The sequence below is a fragment of the Pseudomonas gebzensis genome, assembly GCF_034427815.1.
Classification (GTDB): Bacteria; Pseudomonadota; Gammaproteobacteria; order Pseudomonadales; family Pseudomonadaceae; genus Aquipseudomonas.
In genome coordinates this window covers 334,070-353,643 of the sequence record NZ_JAXQNS010000006.1, presented here as the reverse complement: position 1 = coordinate 353,643, position 19,574 = coordinate 334,070, and the positions used below count along the sequence as shown (strand labels likewise).

At 60.9% G+C, this 19,574-nt stretch carries 22 protein-coding genes and 1 tRNA gene; 7 read left to right on the top strand and 16 right to left on the bottom strand.

The window, feature by feature from the left end:
• Positions 1–155: 155 nt before the first annotated feature.
• A complete protein-coding gene (locus tag SJI00_RS14320; RefSeq protein ID WP_322462358.1) occupies positions 156–1,019 on the bottom strand; it encodes a universal stress protein in 864 nt (287 codons plus the stop codon).
• Positions 1,020–1,183: 164 nt separating this feature from the next.
• Between SJI00_RS14320 and SJI00_RS14315 the strand changes: the two genes are divergently transcribed.
• Positions 1,184–1,801 carry a MiaE family protein gene (locus SJI00_RS14315; protein ID WP_322462357.1) on the top strand — a complete coding sequence of 206 codons (618 nt, stop codon included), beginning with the start codon at positions 1,184–1,186 and terminating at the stop codon, positions 1,799–1,801.
• Between the two features lie 28 nt (positions 1,802–1,829).
• Here the strand turns inward: SJI00_RS14315 and SJI00_RS14310 are convergent, their stop codons facing one another.
• Entirely contained in the window at positions 1,830–2,150 is a 321-nt protein-coding gene (locus SJI00_RS14310; protein ID WP_322462356.1) for an ElaB/YgaM/YqjD family protein, read from the bottom strand.
• A gap of 129 nt (positions 2,151–2,279) precedes the next feature.
• Here SJI00_RS14310 and SJI00_RS14305 point away from each other — a divergent pair, with 129 nt between their 5' ends.
• Positions 2,280–2,543 (top strand): hypothetical protein, encoded by a 264-nt coding sequence (locus tag SJI00_RS14305; RefSeq protein ID WP_322462355.1) that lies wholly within the window; start codon positions 2,280–2,282, stop codon positions 2,541–2,543.
• Here SJI00_RS14305 and SJI00_RS14300 read toward each other — a convergent pair whose 3' ends face one another.
• From SJI00_RS14300 to SJI00_RS14255, 10 genes are all read right to left on the bottom strand, one after another.
• Positions 2,544–3,116, bottom strand: a complete 573-nt coding sequence (locus tag SJI00_RS14300) for a GNAT family N-acetyltransferase (protein WP_322462354.1) — start codon at positions 3,114–3,116, stop codon at positions 2,544–2,546.
• 29 nt (positions 3,117–3,145) lie between these two features.
• Positions 3,146–3,631 carry an LEA/WHy family protein gene (locus SJI00_RS14295; protein ID WP_322462353.1) on the bottom strand — a complete coding sequence of 162 codons (486 nt, stop codon included), beginning with the start codon at positions 3,629–3,631 and terminating at the stop codon, positions 3,146–3,148.
• 93 nt (positions 3,632–3,724) lie between these two features.
• The gene (locus SJI00_RS14290) at positions 3,725–4,687 is read right to left on the bottom strand and encodes a glutathione S-transferase family protein (protein WP_322462352.1); all 963 of its coding nucleotides are present in this window, start codon (positions 4,685–4,687) and stop codon (positions 3,725–3,727) included.
• A gap of 94 nt (positions 4,688–4,781) precedes the next feature.
• Positions 4,782–5,783: a glycosyl transferase family protein gene (locus SJI00_RS14285; RefSeq protein ID WP_322462351.1), complete on the bottom strand. Its 1,002-nt coding sequence runs from the start codon at positions 5,781–5,783 to the stop codon at positions 4,782–4,784.
• A complete protein-coding gene (locus SJI00_RS14280) occupies positions 5,780–6,115 on the bottom strand; it encodes a TusE/DsrC/DsvC family sulfur relay protein (protein ID WP_322462350.1) in 336 nt (111 codons plus the stop codon). Before SJI00_RS14280 ends, SJI00_RS14285 begins: the two co-directional genes overlap by 4 nt.
• A complete protein-coding gene (gene tusB / locus SJI00_RS14275; RefSeq protein WP_322462349.1) occupies positions 6,112–6,408 on the bottom strand; it encodes a sulfurtransferase complex subunit TusB in 297 nt (98 codons plus the stop codon). Before tusB ends, SJI00_RS14280 begins: the two co-directional genes overlap by 4 nt.
• Positions 6,408–6,767, bottom strand: a complete 360-nt coding sequence (gene tusC / locus SJI00_RS14270; RefSeq protein ID WP_322462348.1) for a sulfurtransferase complex subunit TusC — start codon at positions 6,765–6,767, stop codon at positions 6,408–6,410. The genes tusB and tusC overlap by 1 nt, the downstream gene beginning before the upstream one ends.
• Position 6,768: 1 nt before the next feature.
• On the bottom strand, positions 6,769–7,161 hold the full coding sequence (gene tusD / locus SJI00_RS14265) for a sulfurtransferase complex subunit TusD (protein WP_322462347.1): 393 nt from the start codon (positions 7,159–7,161) through the stop codon (positions 6,769–6,771).
• Between the two features lie 78 nt (positions 7,162–7,239).
• Positions 7,240–8,619, bottom strand: a complete 1,380-nt coding sequence (locus tag SJI00_RS14260) for a nucleobase:cation symporter-2 family protein (RefSeq protein ID WP_322462346.1) — start codon at positions 8,617–8,619, stop codon at positions 7,240–7,242.
• Between the two features lie 168 nt (positions 8,620–8,787).
• Positions 8,788–9,459 (bottom strand): Bax inhibitor-1/YccA family protein, encoded by a 672-nt coding sequence (locus SJI00_RS14255; protein ID WP_322462345.1) that lies wholly within the window; start codon positions 9,457–9,459, stop codon positions 8,788–8,790.
• A gap of 123 nt (positions 9,460–9,582) precedes the next feature.
• Here SJI00_RS14255 and SJI00_RS14250 point away from each other — a divergent pair.
• Positions 9,583–9,670, top strand: a tRNA-Ser gene (locus tag SJI00_RS14250).
• A 188-nt stretch (positions 9,671–9,858) separates the two neighbouring features.
• Here SJI00_RS14250 and SJI00_RS14245 read toward each other — a convergent pair.
• Genes SJI00_RS14245 through SJI00_RS14230 form a run of 4 tightly spaced genes read right to left on the bottom strand, consistent with a single transcriptional unit; the run spans position 9,859 to position 13,491 of the window.
• On the bottom strand, positions 9,859–10,785 hold the full coding sequence (locus tag SJI00_RS14245; RefSeq protein WP_322462344.1) for a pyridoxal-phosphate dependent enzyme: 927 nt from the start codon (positions 10,783–10,785) through the stop codon (positions 9,859–9,861).
• Positions 10,782–11,996 (bottom strand): MFS transporter, encoded by a 1,215-nt coding sequence (locus SJI00_RS14240; protein WP_322462343.1) that lies wholly within the window; start codon positions 11,994–11,996, stop codon positions 10,782–10,784. Before SJI00_RS14240 ends, SJI00_RS14245 begins: the two co-directional genes overlap by 4 nt.
• A complete protein-coding gene (locus SJI00_RS14235) occupies positions 11,993–12,784 on the bottom strand; it encodes an alanyl-tRNA editing protein (RefSeq protein WP_322462342.1) in 792 nt (263 codons plus the stop codon). Before SJI00_RS14235 ends, SJI00_RS14240 begins: the two co-directional genes overlap by 4 nt.
• A complete protein-coding gene (locus SJI00_RS14230) occupies positions 12,781–13,491 on the bottom strand; it encodes a serine O-acetyltransferase (RefSeq protein WP_322462341.1) in 711 nt (236 codons plus the stop codon). Before SJI00_RS14230 ends, SJI00_RS14235 begins: the two co-directional genes overlap by 4 nt.
• A gap of 166 nt (positions 13,492–13,657) precedes the next feature.
• Here SJI00_RS14230 and SJI00_RS14225 point away from each other — a divergent pair, with 166 nt between their 5' ends.
• The 4 genes from SJI00_RS14225 (at position 13,658) to SJI00_RS14210 (ending at position 19,561) form a co-directional block, all read left to right on the top strand.
• Positions 13,658–15,004, top strand: a complete 1,347-nt coding sequence (locus SJI00_RS14225; protein ID WP_322462340.1) for an aminotransferase-like domain-containing protein — start codon at positions 13,658–13,660, stop codon at positions 15,002–15,004.
• A 142-nt stretch (positions 15,005–15,146) separates the two neighbouring features.
• Positions 15,147–16,130 (top strand): phosphogluconate dehydrogenase (NAD(+)-dependent, decarboxylating), encoded by a 984-nt coding sequence (gene gnd, locus SJI00_RS14220; RefSeq protein WP_322462339.1) that lies wholly within the window; start codon positions 15,147–15,149, stop codon positions 16,128–16,130.
• Entirely contained in the window at positions 16,127–17,632 is a 1,506-nt protein-coding gene (gene zwf, locus SJI00_RS14215) for a glucose-6-phosphate dehydrogenase (RefSeq protein ID WP_322462338.1), read from the top strand. Before gnd ends, zwf begins: the two co-directional genes overlap by 4 nt.
• Before the next feature lie 132 nt (positions 17,633–17,764).
• Positions 17,765–19,561, top strand: a complete 1,797-nt coding sequence (locus SJI00_RS14210; RefSeq protein ID WP_322462337.1) for a glycoside hydrolase family 15 protein — start codon at positions 17,765–17,767, stop codon at positions 19,559–19,561.
• Positions 19,562–19,574: the final 13 nt, after the last annotated feature.

The window sequence follows — 19,574 nt, the reverse complement described above, 5'->3', positions numbered from 1 at the left end:
AAATGGCTGTTACCTGGGTTCTGTACGAAAAGCCTTGAGACGAAGGCCAGTCAAGGCCAAAACGGCCGAGGAAGCGGAGTGTACTGGAGTACATGAGCATTCCGAGGGCGTTTTCAACGCAGCATGGGCGAGTATCGAGGTTTTTCGTACAGAACCTAGGATTTGCTGAGCCTGGCTAAATGTGCCGCAGCCTCCTCGCTTTTCAAAACCAGAACATCACACTGCAGCGCATCCAGCACTACCTCTGCAGTATTACCGATCAACGCCCCCGACAGGCCGGTACGGCCTATCGTGCCAACTATCGTCAGAACTGCAGCATGCGCCTGCTCCACAGCTGGAATGACTGCATCTGCGGCGCCTGCTGCCATGTGCATTCGTTCATCGCTGATGTCGTGCACGCGCTGAAAGGTGCGGCACGCGTCAGCGTAATGCTCAAGGTGATCCGTTGACACTTGGTAGGCGGGATCAGGGCCGGGCAGCGTGGGCGAGGGGTGGGCGCTGACTACATGGAGCTGCCCCCTGATCAGGGTCGCAGCGTCATAGCCAGTGTCGATGATGCTAGCGTGCAGTGCGCGGTGATCTTCATCGTCATTGCCAATGTCCACAGCTGCCAGCACCACGCCACCTGCCCAAGGTTTGCCGCTTTTGACCATCAGTACTGCGCAGGGGCAGAGCCTTAGCAGCTTCCAGTCCTCCGGTGTAAGCAGCGCTTTGACCAAAGGCTGGTCCGGATGATGTTCCTTGATCACCAAGTCGCATCCATAAGCTTGCTGTGCCTGAATGATGGCTTCCGGCAATGTCCCTGTGCTCGATTGTTGCGAAGTGACGTTCTCGTACCCCTGCTCATCCAGCTGACGGCTCAGTAGTGCGAGCCGGCTACGGTGGTCACTGTGTTTGTCGTGCACAAACAGGTGCAGGCGCGCGCCTGTCACTCCGGCAATCAACGTTGCTCTGTCCAGCGACCAACCTTGTGCATGCTCAGGCTGGAGGACAACAAGAATGCTGCGAACCGATTGCATGGCGCTTACTCCCATAAACACTCGATACATAGCGTGACTATAGGTCAGTGCAGGCCACTGCCGTGCAGTTGCTGCATGATGCATGTCAAACAAGGGCACTGGTTTTGAATGGCACCGCCGGTATAATTCCCGCCCCTGCAAAGCGTCTTCAATGTGTGAGAACCATGTCCCTGATCCCTGAAATCGATGCCTTTCTTGGCTGTCCAACCCCAGATGCCTGGATCGAAGCAGCACTGGCGGATCAAGAGACGCTGTTGATCGACCATAAAAACTGCGAGTTCAAGGCCGCCAGCACGGCGTTGAGCTTGATAGCCAAATACAACGGACATCTGGATCTGATCAACATGATGTCGCGCCTGGCCCGCGAAGAACTGGTGCACCATGAGCAGGTGTTGCGTCTCATGAAGCGCCGAGGTGTAGCACTGCGGCCTGTGTCGGCAGGCCGTTACGCATCGGGATTGCGCCGAGAGGTCAGGGCTCACGAGCCAGCCAAGCTGATCGACACGCTGGTGGTGGGGGCATTCATCGAAGCGCGCAGCTGTGAACGCTTCGCAGCGTTGGTTCCGCACCTGGATCAGGAATTGGCAACCTTCTATCACGGATTACTGAACAGTGAGGCGCGGCATTACCAGGGCTACCTGAAGCTTGCCTATCAGTATGGGGAGAGCGCTGATATAGCGCGGGTCATTGAGCGGGTGAGGACGACGGAAGTGGAATTGATCAGTACGGTGGATCAAGAGTTGCGTTTTCACAGCGGCGTACCGATGGCCCAGGCCGCCTGACGCCTCAGGCGGCTGAGCAGCCTGTGGATTAGTAGCGGCGCCCCAGCAACAGGCCAACAACCAGACCGAAGCCGGCGGAAACCGCCACGGTCTGCCACGGGTGACCACCGATATAATCCTGAGTGGCTTCTACGACAGGCTGAGCCTTGCTGCGCAGGTTACCCGCCGCGTCACGTGCTTCGCGCAACTTCGTGCTGATCTGTGCACGCAGCGTTTCGGCCTCTTCGCCGACCAGCGAGGCGCTTTCGCTCAGCAACTTTTCGGATTCCTCGATCAGCGATTGCAGGTCGCTGAAGACCTGATCCTTGATCTGTTCACTTTCCGTTTGTGCAGTGGATTTCCTGGCCATGAAATACGTCCTCTTCAGTTGGAATTAATGAATGGATGCCGCTGGGCAGCGAAAGTTGCAATCGATTGCTCACCCCGCCAGGCGCAAGTGTAAAATGGCCGCCACGTTTTCAAGCAGCAGGACACCGGCATGAGTTTCAATCTGGCCAACATGAGCTTTGCGGAGCGCGCGCAAATCGAGGCAGAAAAGTCCAGGCTCTTCGATTTCTGGCAAAGCAATCTAGGTAAAGCAAAAGCTGAAGCCGGCAGGCTCATTTCGGAAAAATCTCGCCGTAAAGGTAAGTGGGCGGAATGGGTCCGTGCGGAGTTGGACGCGTTGAATCCACCGGATTTCGCCAGCTTGGTACGCCTGGAAGTGAATAAAATGATGGCTGCTGCCGCTAATAGCCGCTAACTAGTCCTTCCGCGCCAGGCTGGGTGTCTGCCTGCTCAGCCATTGCTCCCTGGAAATCTCCCACAGCTCTTCGGGTAGGCGACCACTCACATAGTCGTTTTCGCCACGGCGGATCATTCGCATTCCTGCACGCTCCGAAAGCCGCCGCGAGGCTGTGTTGCAGGCCGCCTTAGGCACCCTCATGACGGGTTGCTGCAGGTCGAAAAACCAGAATGTATCGACCGCCATGCACGCTTCAGTCATGTAACCCAGGCCTTGCCAAGCTGGCGCGAGCCAGAAGCCGCGGTTGTTATCGGGCTCAAGCATCAGGCTGATGCTGCCGATCACAGCGTCAGGGTCACCCCGCAAACGAATCGTCCAGTGCCATTGCTCGCCACGTGCAACTGCTGGCAGGCATACGTCTTCGACGAAGCGTAGAGCACCATCATGCGGGTACGGCCATGGCACCCGCGCATTCAGGTAGCGAACGACGTCCCATTGCGCAAAATGCAACTGAATGGCCGCTGCGTCGCTGAGCTGCAACGGCTTGAGCAGCAAGCGGGGCGTGTTCAGTTCTGGCGTTGGGTGGTGCATGGGTGTTATTCCTTCAACGATTAGATGCTTCAGGGCAGGCCCAGCGCGCGAGGCAGATCAAGCTGACCTTGGTCTTCAAAGCGCACGGCCCCAACTGCACCTGTTGCCAGCTTGCCACTGAGCACATACGGCAACGCTTGCAGCGAGGTCAGCTGGGCCATGCCATAGACCTGACGCAAAAACGCGAAAGCGGTCACAGTCATCGGTACAGTCATCACCTGTTCGCTATAGCCGTCAATTTGTCCATGCTGATTACTGACACCGCTCGCAAAGGGCTGGTCATTGATCCTGAGCTTCAGTGCGACCCCCTTGAATTTCAAGCTCTGGTCATTGGGGTTTTGCACCCTGAGCTTCACCGCCATTCGTAGCTCCAGATCCTGACCCGGAAGTGGATCGATGCCGATGACGTCGATTGTCAGAGGATCTTGCGGCTGTAACAGCGTGCAGGCGCTCAGCCCTAGAGATAACGTCAGCGCCACGCCCCACCTGAACAGAGGATAGACAAGCGTAGCCATGGTAGGTCCTCAACGATGCGCGGATCCGCAGCATGACACGTGGCCATGGCGAGCAGATACCGTGACCTTCCTGGCTGCGATGTGATCCGTGGGTCAGTGGGTGGCGTTCCAGATACCGCGGCCGGATAGTCGCTCGCGGTCATGGGGTTTGTTGAAATCCAGATGCGGACCTTTGGGAACGATGCCGTTGGGATTGATGGTCGTGTGGCTGAGGTAGTAGTGCTTCTGAATGTGTTCCATGTTCACGGTCGATGCGATACCGGGCCACTGATACAGCTCACGTAGCCAGTTGGACAGGTTGGCGTACTCGCTCAACCGCCGCAAGTTACACTTGAAATGGCCGTGATAGACCGCATCGAAGCGAATCAAGGTAGTGAAGAGGCGCACATCCGCCTCGGTCAGGTAGGCGCCTGCCAGGTAACGGGTGTGCTCAAGATGACTCTCCAGAGTATCCAGTTCGTTGAACAGCGCATCGAACGCAGTCTCGTAGGCCTTTTGTGTGGTAGCGAACCCAGCCTGATACACGCCGTTGTTGACCGCGGGGTAGATGCGCGCGTTTAGCGTATCGATCTCGGTGCGAAGGGGTTCTGGATAGAGGTCGAGAGTGTTGCCCGTCAACTGGTCGAACGCGGTGTTGAAGAGGCGGATGATCTCGGCAGACTCGTTGTTGATGATCCGCTGCTCGACACAGTCCCACAAAACCGGGACCGTCACGCGTCCGCTGTAGTGTGGGTCATCGCAGGTGTAGCGCTGATGAAGGTACTGAAGGCCGTCGAGTCGATCGCCTGTCGAGCCCTGCTGCGGGTCGAAGGTCCAGCCATGTTCGGCCATCAGCCAACTGACTACCGACACGTCGATCAACGAGGTCAGGCCTTTGAGTTCGCGCATGATCAACGCGCGGTGGGCCCACGGGCAAGCGAGCGATACGTAAAGATGATAGCGACCGGGCTCAGCGGCTGGCAGCGGGTCGCGCCGCTGCGCCTGTTCGCGCCTGAACGCCCCGTCTTCGCTCTCATACCACTGGTCATGCCAGCAGCCATCGATCAGCAAGCCCATGTTCCACTCCCTAACAGTTGATGTGCCTGATTGGAGCTCAGTGTAGGGAGCGGTGTTCGAATGAAAGTATAAAAGCTGAAGGAGTTCGATCGAATTAGCGGATGAGTGCCCGCGAGTGCCAGTAGTCGCGGGCGGTCTCGAACGCCTGCTCCCGACCCTTGCCCAAGCCGCGAAGTGCCAAGGCGATGGTCGATACAACCGCCAGCTCGCCATAACTGTCCTGCGCCGTGCCTTGCCACACATCCAGCAAGTGCTGCGGTTGCAGCGACGCCGGCTTGACGTGCCGCTGTGCACTCAGTGCCGGCCATTGCTCATTCCATGCCTCGCCGGCGGTGGTGCCATACAGATCGCTGAGCACATCGGGGTTGATTTCAATCTCCCCGCCGTCGCCCTTCACCACAATTGCATGATCGCCCAGCAAACGGCTGGCCTCGCGGTGCACAGCCTGGTAGCCGGGGTGGAAAATACTTTGCAGGGCGCATCGGGCAGCCAGCGGATTGAGCACGCGAGCCAGCGAGTGGATAGGTGAGCGTAGGCCCAGCACAGTGCGCAGGTCGATCATCCGTTGCAGTTGGGGAGCCCAGTCCTGCAAGGGGAAGAACGCCAGTCCTTGCTGATCCAGCGAGGTTGCAACGGCTTGCCAGCTACGACAGAGAGGAATGTTCAGCGTGTCGAGCAACTGTTCGGTATAAAGCCGGCCAGCCGTGTGTGCGCCGCCGCCGTGAAGAAGGATACGCACACCGTTGTTAGCCAGGCACTTGGCTGCCAGCAAGTACCAGGGTAGGTGGCGTTTCTTGCCGGCATAGCTTGGCCAATCGATGTCGACGGCGATGGGTGGCGGTGCGAGGTGCTGGCGTAGTGCTTCGGTGAAGCCGGCCAATTCCTCTGGCGTTTCTTCCTTGTGCCGCAGCAGCATCAGGAAGGCGCCGAGCTGTGCGTCTTCGACTGTACCCTCCAGCAACATGCACATCGCTGCATGTGCTTCCTCACGGGTAAGGCCTCGAGCGCCGCGCTTGCCTTTGCCGAGCGTGCGAACGAACGCTGCGAAGGGGTGCTCTGCGGGCGTTTCCAGGGTGAGGGGGCGTGGCTCGGTCATATGCAGTTGGTCGGTTTCGGGAGGCCGGCGAGCTTGGCGGCGAGCTTGGCGGGAGTGCCGTTGAACAAACGATTGAGATGCGGACTGTTGCCCTTTTCCGGTCCAAGCTTCAATGCTGCGTATTTGACCAAGGGGCGAGTCGCTGGCGAGAGCTGATACTGCTGGTAGAAGTCCCTCAGGAGCGTGAGCACTTCCCAGTGATCCGAGTTCAGGACGATCCCCTCGCGCTGGGCGAGGGCCTCAGCGACCGGGTGTGACCATTGCGCCAGATCCACGAGGAAGCCTTCCTTGTCCAGGCTCACAGCGTGGCCCGATACATCCAGTATGCTCATAACCAGCTGTTGACCTTGTCGTAGCGTATCGACAGTTCGACGAATGCCGAGTAGTCGATGGCTTGCGCTTGATTGCTGGAAATGGCGCGGGCGATGAGGTCTTCTTCAAGCGCAAACAGGCGATTATCCAGGCCCGCAGCGTGCAGTTGCGCTGCGGTAACGCTGCCAATTCTGAGCGCGTTCACGGCGTCTGCGCACAGCAGCAGTGCATCCTCGATGTCGAGCAGGCGCAGGCAGCTTTGCAGGCGGTCATCGCCAAACGGCGAGTGCGCAATGATATGCAAGGTTGCCATCAGAGGGTCACCACGTGGTCAAAACGGTTGATCAGCGCACGCAACGCGGCACCCTCCAAAATATCGACCGCAAGCGTCAGCGTGGCTGCATCAATGCCTCTTTGCGCCAGGCTGGACTGGCAGGCAAACAACTGATCCACACCAAACATGGGCAAAGCCTGCAGGTTGGCAGTAAGGTTCTTCTGCTCCAGCGCTGCGGGTTGCTGCTCGGCCGCGAGCTGGAACACGCCGTCATCGAGAAAGAGCACCGCCAGTTCCAGGTCGAACGCGCCGCCAGCCAGGGCGATGTCCAATGCTTCCCGTGCAGTGGGCCCCGACCAAGGACTTTGGCGGCTGATCACCAGCATCGACTTGGCCATTTCAGTCCCCCCCAAAACACATAAGCCGATCTGCGGTCTGCGCGGCTTCATGCAACTGGCCAAGGCCGGAGAGCGCCCACGGCGATGGCAAGTTGGCCGCCGGGCGCTGATAGCGCTCGGCCTCTTCCTGGTTGAGCACGCCGCGACGAAGGGCGGCAGCAATGCACACCACGGCGTCCAGTTGGCGGGTTTCGATGAGCGCGCGCCATTGAGCGGCGATATCCGTTTCGTCTTGAGGGGCTACGACATTGGCGGAGGCGCTGTGGACCCCCTCCTGATAGAAGAACAGGCGGGTGATGTCGTGGCCGGCTTGCAGCACCGCTTCGGCAAAGCGCAAGGCGCGACGTGAAGAGGGCGCATGGGCGGGGGAGAAGACCGCAATCGCGAATTTCATGGACGACTCTGAAAGGGAACTGCCGCCATGATAGAGCAAAATGCCCAGGGCAGCAGTTCCCTCAATGGTTGCCGCATCTTATGCCTTGCCTGGATGCTCAGGCAGGAACCAGTTGAGCAGCAAGGCGCAGATGCCGCCCGTGGCGACACCTGACTCCAATACTGCGCGCACCGCGCCCGGCATGTGCGCAAGGAACTCAGGTACTTGGGCGATACCCAGCCCCAGCGCCAGCGAGACGGCGATGATCAACAGGGCTCTGCGATCGAGCGCGGTGCTGGCCAGAATATTGATGCCCGACGCCGCAACCGCGCCGAACATCACCATCGCGGCACCGCCAAGCACGGGTTCGGGCACTGCCTGAATCACGCCTGCAACGCTCGGAAACAGCCCCAGCAAGACAAGCATGGCAGCAATCCAGATGCCGATATGCCGGCTGGCGATGCCAGTCAGCTGAATGACACCGTTGTTCTGCGCAAAGATCGAACTGGGAAACGTATTGAAGAGGCCGGCGAGCAGTGAGTTGGCACCGTTGACCAATACGCCGCCCTTGATCCTTTGCATCCAAAGAGGGCCTTCAACGGGCTGGCGCGAGACCTTGCTTGTGGCGGTGACATCACCGATGGCCTCAAGCGAGGTGACCAGGTAGATGACCAGCATCGGAATGAACAGGGCCCAGGAGAATCCGAGCCCGAAATGCAGCGGGGTCGGCACTTGGAACAACGCCGCTTCGTGCATGCCGGTGAAGTCGAGCCTGCCCAGATAGGCTGCCAGCCCATAGCCCACCATGAGGGCGATCACGATCGCGCAACTGCGCATCCATACCACCGCAATGCGGTTGAGCAGGACGATGATTGCCAGCACGACGCCCGAGAGCAGCAGATTTTCACGGTTGGCGAAGGTGCCATCGGCCATCGCTGAAAACCCGCCGCCCATGCTGATGAGCCCGACCTTGATCAGTGTCAGACCGATCATCAGCACTACAATGCCGGTGACCAGGGGCGTGATCAGCCGCTTGATGAACGGCAGCGTGCGCGAAATACCCATTTCGACGAACGAGCCCGCGATCACCACGCCGAAGATGGCGGCCATCACCGCCTCGACCGGTGTGCCTTGCTTGACCATCAAGCTGCCACCGGCGATCAACGGTCCGACGAAGTTGAAGCTGGTGCCCTGCACGATCAGCAGGCCCGCCCCGAATGGGCCGAAGCGTCTGCACTGAACGAAGGTGGCAATGCCCGAGATGACCAGCGACATCGAGACGATGAGGTTGGTGTCGCGCGAGGAGACCCCAAGGGCCTGGCAGATGAGCAGCCCGGGCGTGACGATGGGGACGATGATTGCCAGCAGATGCTGCAGGGCCGCCAGCAGGCCAATCACGGGGCGAGGTTTGTCTTCCAGACCCAGAACCAGATCGTGGTCAGGCTCGGCCGCGTGGGTACCGTGCTCGTGCGAAGTCATGGAGGTCTGTCCCCAGAAAAAAGGAGCGCATTCTACGGTGCGTCGAGTTTTTGGGGTAGGGGTAAGGGCAAGTGTCCTGCCATGCCTGGGCTATTACGCATCGCGCATTGATAGCAGGCAACAAAAAGCCCGCCAAGGCGGGCTTTTGCACAGCGCGACAGGTGGGGATCAGTCGTCGCGCCCCATCAGACCGAACAGCTGCAGCAAGCTGACGAACAGGTTGTAGATCGACACATACAAGCTGATCGTGGCCATGATGTAGTTACGCTCACCACCGTGGATGATCGCGCTGGTCTGGAACAGGATGCAGACCGACGAGAACAGCACGAAGCCAGCGCTGATTGCCAGTTGCAGGCCGCTGATCTGGAAGAAGAAGCTTGCCACCACGGCGCCCAGCAATACAAAGAAGCCCGCCGTGATGAAGCCGCTGAGGAAGCTCATGTCTTTACGGCTGATCAGCACGTAAGCGGACAGGCCGCCGAACACCAGCGCGGTCATGGCGAACGCCGAACTGACGATCTCTGCGCCACCGGCCATGCCGAGGTAGCGGTTGAGGATCGGGCCGAGAATGAAGCCCATGAAACCGGTGAGGGCGAAGGTGGAGACCAGGCCCCATACCGAATCACGCAGCTTGGCCGTGAGGAAGAACAGGCCATAGAAACCGATCAGCACCACGAACACGTTCGGGTAACCGACCCGCATCTGTTGAGCCATGAAAGCCATGACGCCGCTGAAGGCGAGGGTAAGCGCCAATAGGCCGTAGGTGTTACGCAGGACTTTGCTGACCTCCTGCTGCTCGATCTGCTGGCCGTCCCGAAGGACGTAATCCTGTTCGCGCATGGCGACACTCCTAGTGGTGTTGAAACATGTAGTTGCAGGAGCATATCAGAGCTAAAGGAAAGCGCGACATAGAGAGTTTGACAGCTTGTGTCATTGAGGTATGATGGCGCCCGCAAAACAGCTGGAAGCGTGGCCGAGTGGTTTAAGGCAACGGTCTTGAAAACCGTCGATGGGCAACTATCCTAGAGTTCGAATCTCTACGCTTCCGCCATATTCAAACCCCCGAGAAATCGGGGGTTTTTGCGTTTCTGGGGTGTTCCAGATCCGCGCTCCTCAGTTCCCAGCAGAACGATTGCTCCAAAAGCGTTTGCGATGCTTCCCCTCTCGGACGTGCCTGGCCAACGCTCCCGTGCATCGATACGCCCCAGTGCAACGCCTATCCATGGCGCCTAAGCCCAATCACCCCTCGCATCCCGCCGGCGAGCGTCGGTCCTGCACCACCCCCGCTTTCTGCAGATCCTGATACCAAAGCCCCGCATCGTAGGCGATGGTGACCACTGTCTTGTGCGCGTGCTCAGGTAACTGCACCAGCCGCTGAGCCACGGCCAGGCACGCCGCCGCGGTGTTACCGACGAATGCGCCGCTGTGCATATAGAAGGTACGTTGGGCCGTGAGCATTTGCTCTTGCGAAACGGTGCAGTGCTGATTGACCAAGGCCCAGTCTAGAAAGGGCGGGGTCACACCGACCGCCATGCCCTCGAAACGGTGGTCAGCGAACACGCCGGCTTTCGAGTCGCAGCCTGAGGGGTCGACCAGCACGGTCTCGACATCGAAACCCTGATCACGCAGGCCGAGCGTGATGCCGGAGAAGCTGGCGCCGGTCCCGGCGCAGCCTACGAACAGCAGTTCCTTGCCAGCGCGAGCCTGGATCAGTTGGCAGGCCAGCTCCGTGGCGGTCTGGTAGCGGTGGGCGTCGACACCCACTGTGTTATTGAACTGGTCGGTATAGAAGTATGACTTGCCGAGCGCCGCCTGCTGCTCCAGGCGATGCATCACCACGTCCTTGGGCGTGGCGCCGGCCAGTAGCATGTCCTTGCCGATCAGCGTGGCGCCGAAGCATTCCAGTAGATCGCGTTTGGTCTGGCTGAAGCTGAGGCCTACGGCCAATTCCACGGCGATATTGTGTCGATGGCAGGCGGCGATCAGGCCAAAGCCGAAGTTACCGCCGGTTTTTTCGATCACGGTGGTCTCGCCCGGAATGATATCGCCGTTGCGTACCGCGCAGTCGATGATGTGTTTGGCGGCTCGGTATTTGTGGCTGCCGCCTGGGTTGTGCATTTCCAGTTTGGTCAGGATGCGTTCGGCGGTACGTATCAACTTGCTCATTTGCTACTACCCACCGGAGCGTAGTGAGGCTGCGGCTTGGTCTGCAGCACGTAAGCGGCTGCCAGTAGCAGGACGACGCACAGGGCCAGGCAGATGGCATTGGTGCCGACCCAACCGACCGAACTCAGCAGCAGCGCCGGGCTGAAGGCGCCGACGGTGGCCAGGATGGCGATCGCCAAGTCGTTCTTGCCCTGCATCTGCATGGCGCTCGGGCTGTTCTGCAGGCTCTGCGCCAGCAGGGCACCGCCGCCTACGTAGGTCAGGTTCCAGCCCAGGCCCAGCACAATCAGCGAGACGGTCATGGCCGCATAGCCGTGCAAGGTCATGTTGAGGATGACGCAGGCGATCAGCATGGCCAGACCGCCGCAGATGGTGGTGCGCAGGCCGAGCTTGTCGATGATCGCGCCGGTGAAGAAGGACGGCGCGAACATCGCGATCACGTGCCACTGGATCGCCAGGCGCACGTCCGAGAACGACTCGTGCAGATGCTGCATGTGCATCGAGGCCTGGATCATCAGCAGGTTCATGATCCCGTAGCCGACGGCGGCTACGGCCACGGCGGTCACCCGTGTCGGGGTCCACAGCGGTGTACTGGCGGCAGTTGCCTCGTCGAGGTGTGCAGTCGCCGCTGGCGGCGCCGCAGCCGTCGCTGGCAGGCACAGGGCGATCAGCAGCGACAAGCCGGCCAGGCCAATGAATGCCGCGTAGCACAGCGAGAACAAGGAGTACCCGGCGACTTCGCGCAGCAGCTCGGTCAGTGTCGGGCCAACCACCGCAGCGACCACGCCACCGGCCACGACCAGGGACAGCGCTTTGGGCTTGAGCGACTGCTGCAGGTTGTCGGTGGCCGCGAAGCGGTTGAAGTTGGCAAACGCGATGTAGACCCCCAGCGCAGCGTGGCTGAGCACCAGCAGGGCGAACTGCCGCTGCTCGACTGCCAGGTAACCGCACACGCCAGAGCCCACCAGGGGCAGCGCGCCGAGCATGAACGCCGGTTTGCGACCGATACGGCTCATCAGCCGCGATACCGGGTAGGTGGCCAGCATCACACACAGGAACTGCACCCCGTAGGGCAGGGTGGACCACTGTGCGGCCGGGGCCAGAGCGGAACCGACGATGGCAGCCATGGTGACCGACATCACCGCCGTGGTGAGGTTGATCGATTGCGCAGTGAAATACAGATAGGTGCGGCGTGGCAGGCGGCTGGTCATGCGGTGTGCTCGCGGTAGAAGGACAGGTCGGTCGAGGCGTCCGGGAATTCGCAGATCAGCCGTTCCTTGCTCTTGCCCAGGCGCTTGCGGCGCACGCTCAAGCGGCCAATGCGCCGTGGCGACTCCAGGTGAGTGCCGCCGCAGGGGATCTCGATACCGCGGTAGGACCACAGCCGCGCATCTTCCAGACCTTGCACAGGGCTATTACCGATCACGTCTTCGAGCGCGATCAGCTCATTGGCCAGGCGCTCGATCTCACGCACCTCTTCAGCGCTGAAGGATTCCTCAACGAGAAAATCGAATCGCGCACCGTCCTCCTTGATGTGGCAGCCGATGGTCCACTGCTCGAGTTCCTGGCGAAGTTGAATGGCCGCCGCATACAGGAAGTGGCTGGCGCTGTGCGAAAGTGTCAGGCGGTCGCGGCGCAGTGCATCGATACTGATGCGGGCGGGCATGGCCGGGGTCACGTGTTCGAGCAAGTGCAAGTCGTCTGGATGAATCATGTGCAGAATGATCCCGCCTATCTTTCCACCTTTGAAGCCTTCAAGGCGGATGGGCGTACCGTAGAGTTTCTTCGCCCAAATGAAACGCAGTGTGCCGATGGGTAATTCAATGGTGCCCTGATCGGCCTCCTGGCCACCGCCTTCGGGATAGGCGACTGTGCTGTCGAGCTCCAATGCATCGGCATGTACGCGTGTGACTTGCGTATTGGTCGCGGTCAGGTACTGATCTTGGTAGTACAGCTTCTCGGTGCTGCGCAGCACTTCGTTATTCAATAGGCTATTCATTGTTCCAATACCATTTGCAGTGAAGTTTTAACCTGTACCCGAGCGCGTGCAGGGACGTCCTTGCTGATGATGCAGTTGGGCCCGATGAAAACGTCGTTGCCGATGCTTACCGAACCCAGGACACAGGAAAATGCACCGATCTGCACCCGGTCGCCGATGCGCGGGTGGCGCGGGCTGGAGGGGTTGTGGCTGATGCCGCGGGCGCCCAGGGTGACGCCGCCGAGGATGTAGCAGTCGTCACCGATGACGCTGGTCTCACCAATGACCGTGCCCATGCCATGGTCGATGATGAAACGTTCGCCAATACGGCTGCGGAAATGAATCTCTGCACCGGAGAGCATCTTGCCGCGGCGAGAAATCATCGCGGCCAGGCACTGTGCATCATTCCCTTGAGCGGTAAACCGCAGGTGCACTTGGTGGGCCAGGCGGTAATGAAGTACCGCGGCATAAGAGGTATAGCTTTTGGCAATGAAGATTGGATCGAAGCCTGAAGCAGGATCTTTCAGGGCGAAGGCGAGCAAGTCTTCGTGGCATTGTTCGGCAACGTCTTGAATCAGCGACGTGCTATTAAGCGTGTTGAACTCTGCAGCCGAACAGCATTCCAGCAACGCGGCGGTCAGCAAGTTCTTTACGGTAGAAAGTGATTCCGGTTCAAAGTGAACAGGCAATCGAATGGGTGCAGGGGTTTGCATGTCCGTATGGGCCATTGATTCGCTTTCCAGTGATCTGGTCTTAGGGTGTTGGCGTTACAGATAATTAGCGAGACACGCCGCGCAAGTGATAGTGGCACTCTTCAAACCCTGGTAAACGAACAGTCGACAACGTTTCCAGTTAACTGTTAGCCTTTATTTCCTAACAGTTTGCGGTGACGCCATGAGCAACAGTGCTCTGTATGACTCCTTGAAGCAGCGCCTGGCCCAAGGCGAGTGGCTGGCCGGGCAGCGCATGCCGTCGATTCGCAAACTGGCGGCCGGTGAGCACAGCTATCACGAGGCCGTCGCGGCTTATGCGCGCCTGGTCAGCGAAGGCGAACTGACCGCGTTCGCGGGGCGCGGTTACTTCGTGACCAGCCGCGCCGCGCAGATCGCGGTGAGCCATGATCCGTTGAGCATGGACAGCGACCCGCTCTTCCGGCTGCTGCAAGGCGGTCAGCACTACACCAAGCTGGGCTGCGGCTGGTTGCCGCCCGCGTGGCGCGACACCGACTCGCTGGCCAAGGCCATTCGCCGAACAGCTCGGCTGGAGCAGAGTTCGCTGGCTGAATACGGCGACATCCTTGGCCACCTGCCCATGCGCAAGCAGTTGTGCGTGCACATGAAGCGACAGACGCGTGTGGACGTGCGGCCCAGCCAGGTCATCACCACCCTGGGCGCCACCCAGGCGCTGGACCTGCTGGCGCGCCTGCTGATCAAGCCGGGCGACCATGTGTTCGTCGACGAGCCAGGCAATGGCAACCTGATCAGGCTCATTCAGTTGGCCGGTGGCCATGTGGTGGGCATCACGCGCGGCCAGGACGGGCCGGACATCGCCCAGATGCAGGCGCACCTGAGCCAGCACAAGGTACGTGCCTTCTTCTGCAACAGCACGTTCCACAATCCCACTGGCGGCAACATCAGCCCACACAACGCCTTCAAGGTGCTGCGCCTGGCCATCGAGCACGAGTTCTATGTGGTGGAAGACGACGTCTACGGCGACTTCAGCCCGGACGTTCGGCAGACCTTCGCCGAGCTGGATAACCTGGAGCGGGTCATCTACATCGGCAGTTTTTCCAAGTGCCTGTCTGCCTCACTGCGGGTCGGCTACATCGCCTGTGCGCAGGAGCTGATCGAGCCGCTGACCCGTCTCAAGCTGCTGACTTGCGTGGCCGTACCGGCGTTTTGCGAACGCTTCGTCAACACCATCCTCACCGACGGCACCTATGCCCGGCACATGAAGGACGTGCAGCAGCGCCTGATCAGCCAGCAGGTGCAGACGCAAAAGTTGCTGTTGGCGCGCGGCTGGCAGTTCGACATCGAGCCGCAAGGCGGCATGTTCATCTGGGCCTATCACCCCGAGGTGCCTGATTTGCAGCCGCTGATCAGCACGCTGGAGCGACAGAAGATCCTGCTCATGCCGGGCTCGGCATTCGCCGTTGCGCGTGACTACCGGCGCTATGCGCGCATCAACTGCACACACTTCTCCCAGGAGGTGGCGCGGCACTTCACCGTCGCGACGTCTTGATCCCCCTGAGCAGCCCAGCACCTGCGGGCCTTTCAGGCGGGTTGGAGTAATGTTTCGCGCATGCTGAACCCTCGGCCAGCGCGCGGGACTAATCTGAATATCTTCATTCTCTTGTCATCAAATTAAGTAGGAGCACCGGCACATGCAATTAGGAATCGTCGGGCTGGGCCGCATGGGCGGCAACATTGCAAGACGGTTGATGCGCGCGGGGCACACTATCGTCGCGCACGACCGTGATCGTCAGGCTGTAGAAACGCTGGCAGGCGAGGGCGCTGTGGCAGCCCATGACCTGGCAGCGGTCGTCAACGCGCTGCAAGCGCCCCGCGCGGTCTGGGTCATGCTTCCCGCCGGGGCACCTACCGAGCAGACCATCGCGCAACTGGCTGATCTGCTGGAGCCGGGTGACTCGATCATCGATGGCGGCAACACCTTCTATAAAGACGACATGCGCCGCGCCGCCGAACTGGCCACACGCGGGCTGCATTACCTTGACGTCGGCACCTCGGGCGGCGTGTGGGGCCTGGAGCGCGGCTACTGCATGATGATCGGTGGCGAAAAGGACGTGTTCGAGCGCCTGGAACCGCTGTTTGCCGCCCTGGCCCCGGGCGTCGGTGACATTCCGCGCACCCACGGCCTGACCGGCGAGCACCAGCGTGCCGAGCACGGCTACCTGCACGCCGGCCCGCCGGGCGCTGGTCATTACGTGAAGATGGTGCACAACGGCATCGAGTACGGCCTGATGCAAGCCTATGCCGAAGGCTTCGACCTGCTGCGCAGCAAGGGCAGCGATGAGTTGCCCGAAGCGCAGCGCTTTGATCTCAACCTGCCGGAAATCGCCGAAGTCTGGCGCCGCGGCAGCGTCATCACCTCTTGGTTGCTGGACCTGACCGCCGATGCCATGGCCGCCGATCCGCACCTGTCGCAGTTCAGCGGCTCGGTGTCCGACAGCGGCGAAGGGCGCTGGACCGTCGACGCTGCCGTCGAGCAGGCGACCCCGGTGCCGGTGCTGTCCAGCGCGCTGTTTGCGCGCTTCCGCTCGCGCCAGCAGCAAGGCACTTACGGTGACAAAGTGCTCTCGGCCATGCGCCTGGGCTTTGGTGGTCATGTGGAGAAGAAAAGCCCATGAGTGCACCGAAGACGCCCGCCGCTCCACCGTGCACGCTGTTCCTGTTCGGCGCCAGTGGCGATCTGGTCAAGCGCCTGCTGATGCCAGCGCTGTATAACCTCAGCCGTGACGGGCTGCTGGATCGCAACCTGCGCATTGTTGGCGTCGACCATAACGAGTCGACCGCTCAAGCCTTCGCCGAGCGCTTGCACGATTTCCTGGCCGAACGCGATGCCGGGGGGGAGGGGGCGCCTTCGAGCCTCGATAAAAAACTCTGGGCCAGCCTGGCCAAGCGCCTGGACTACCAGACCGGCGACTTCCTGAGTGCCGACACCTACCAGGCCGTCGGTGAGCGGATCGCCCAGACCGAACACGGCAACGCGATCTTCTACCTCGCCACCTCCCCGCGTTTCTTCCCGGAAGTGGCCAAACGCTTGGGTGAGTCCGGGTTGCTGGATGAGTCCGCCGGGGGCTTTCGCCGCATCGTGGTGGAAAAGCCCTTTGGCACCGACCTGGCCAGCGCCCAGGCGTTGAACGCCTGCCTGCTGAGCGTGATGAGCGAACGGCAGATCTATCGGATCGACCATTACCTGGGCAAGGAGACCGTGCAGAACATTCTGGTCAGCCGGTTCTCCAACGGGCTGTTCGAGTCGTTCTGGAACAACCACTACATCGACCATGTGCAGATCACTGCCGCCGAAACCGTCGGCGTCGAGACCCGCGGCGCCTTCTACGACAACACCGGCGCGCTGCGCGACATGGTGCCCAATCACTTGTTCCAGCTGCTGGCGATGGTCGCCATGGAGCCGCCCGCGGCCTTCGGTGCCGATGCCGTTCGTGGCGAGAAGGCCAAGGTGATCGGCGCCATTCGGCCCTGGTCGAGCAAGCTGGCATTGAAGAACTCGGTACGCGGTCAATACGCGGCTGGCAAGCAGGGCCGCAAAGCGCTTGGCGGTTACCGTGAAGAAGACAACGTCGAGCCCGCCAGCCAGACCGAAACCTACGTGGCTCTGAAGGTCATGATCGATAACTGGCGCTGGGCCGGCGTGCCGTTCTACCTGCGTACCGGCAAGCGCATGAGCGTGCGCGACACGGAAATCGCCATCTGCTTCAAACCGGCGCCGTACGCGCAGTTCCGCGATTCTGCGCTGGCACGGCCCAAGCCCAATTACCTGAAGATCCAGATTCAGCCGAACGAGGGTATGTGGTTCGACCTGCAGGCCAAGCGGCCTGGCCCGGAACTGATCACACAGAATGTCGAGCTGGGGTTTGCCTACAAGGACTTCTTCCAGATGACCCCGGCCACCGGTTACGAAACGCTGATCTACGACTGCCTGACCGGCGATCAGACGCTGTTCCAGCGCGCCGACAACATTGAAAACGGCTGGCGCGCCGTGCAGCCGTTCCTCGATGCCTGGGCTCAAGGGGGCGAGGTGCATGAGTATCCAGCCGGTGAAGATGGCCCGGCTGCCGGAGATGAATTGCTGACGCGCGACAAGCGCCAGTGGCACGACTTGGGCTGACTTACAGCGCCGCGCCGGGGGGTATCAGGCGTGTTGAACCTCAGGCCAGGCGTAGCCTGGCCGGGTTTCGACAGGTTCTCCAGCCCCTGCGGCGATCCACCGCCAATACGATGACTGACCGCTGAGGCCCCCATGACCGCTTTGATCGAAGACTACGCGCTGCTCGGCAACTGCCGAAGCGCAGCCCTGGTCAACCGTAACGGCTCGCTTGACTGGCTGTGCCTGCCGCGTTTCGATGCGCCGGCAGTATTCGCCAGCCTGTTGGGCAATGAAGAAAATGGTCGCTGGCGCATTGCCCCCACCGACCTCGTCGAGCACAGCGAGCGTCGCTACCTGGACGACACGCTGGTGCTGGAAACCACCTACGTTACCGCAGGCGGTAGCGCGCGGGTGCTGGACCTGATGCCGTTGAGCGATGGCAATTCGGTGGTACGCATCATCGAGGGTCTGAGCGGCGAAGTGCATTTCGAGATGGATCTGGTGATGCGTTTCGACTACGGCCGTACCGTGCCTTGGGTAGAAAAACTGGATCCTCACACGCTCACGGCGGTGGCAGGTCCGGACCGGCTGGTGCTGGTCAGCAGCGTGGCGCCCCACTCAATCGACCATCACACCGTGGCGCGCTTTCGCATCAGTGCGGGTGAGCGCGAGACCTTCAGCCTGCGCCATGAGCGTTCGCATCTGCCAGTGCAGCCGGGTTTCGATATCGACTACGTGTTCGCGCAGACCGTGGACCAATGGCGGACCTTTGCCGGGCGCTGCCCGGAGGTCGGTGCCTACAGCAAGCAGGTCCGGCGTTCGCTGATCACCCTCAAAGCCATGACCTACGCGCCCACTGGCGGCATCGTCGCGGCAGTGACCACCTCCTTGCCCGAACGCCTGGGTGGTGAGCGCAACTGGGACTACCGCTATTGCTGGCTGCGTGATGCCACGATGACCCTGCTGGCGTTTCTCAACCTCGGTTATGTGGAAGAGGCGCAAGCCTGGCGCGAATGGTTGTTGCGTTCGGTTGCCGGCAACCCCGAACAGATGCAGATCATGTACGGCCTGGCGGGCGAGCGCGATCTGCAGGAATACGACCTGCCGTGGCTGGCCGGCTACGAGCATTCCAAGCCAGTGCGCGTCGGCAACGGCGCCGCCGGGCAGCGTCAGCTGGATATCTACGGCGAGGTGGCCGATGCCATGAGCCAGGCGATCAAGGCCGGCTTGCCGCGCCATCCGCGCAGCGCAGCCATCGCCCGGCTGATCCTGCCGTTCGTGGAAAGCATCTGGCGAGAGCCGGACGAAGGGATCTGGGAAGTGCGCGGCCAGCGTCAGCACTTCGTGCATTCCAAGGTGATGGCCTGGGTGGCCTTCGACCGCTCGGCGAGCTTGGCAGAGACCGAGCAGGACGTCGAGCGCGGCCAGCATTATCGCGAGATCGCCAATCAGATTCGCCGCGAAGTGTGTGAGCAGGGGCTCGACCCGAGTGGTCAGTATTTCGTCCAGGCCTATGGCTCGAAAGAGATGGACGCCAGCCTGTTGCAGATCGCCCTGACCGGTTTCCTGCCGGCCGCTGACCCCCGTTTCGTGCGCACCGTGGAACAGATCGAGCGGCGCCTGTTACAGGACGGCCTGTTGATGCGCTACGACACCGACACCTGCACCGATGGGCTGAGCGCTGGCGAAGGCACGTTCCTGGTCTGCACCTTCTGGCTGTGCGATGTGTACGTGCTGCTCGACCGCAAGGACGAAGCGCGCGCGCTGTACGAACGGCTGCTGGGGTTGTGCAACGATGTCGGCTTGCTGGCCGAGCAATACGACCCGCGCAGCCAGCGCATGCTCGGCAACTTCCCCCAAGCGTTCAGCCACATCGGCATCATCAACAGCGCCTTGACCCTGCACCGCGCCGAAACCCCGGTACTCGATCGCACCACCTGCGGCGAATAGCCAGGCCAGGGGG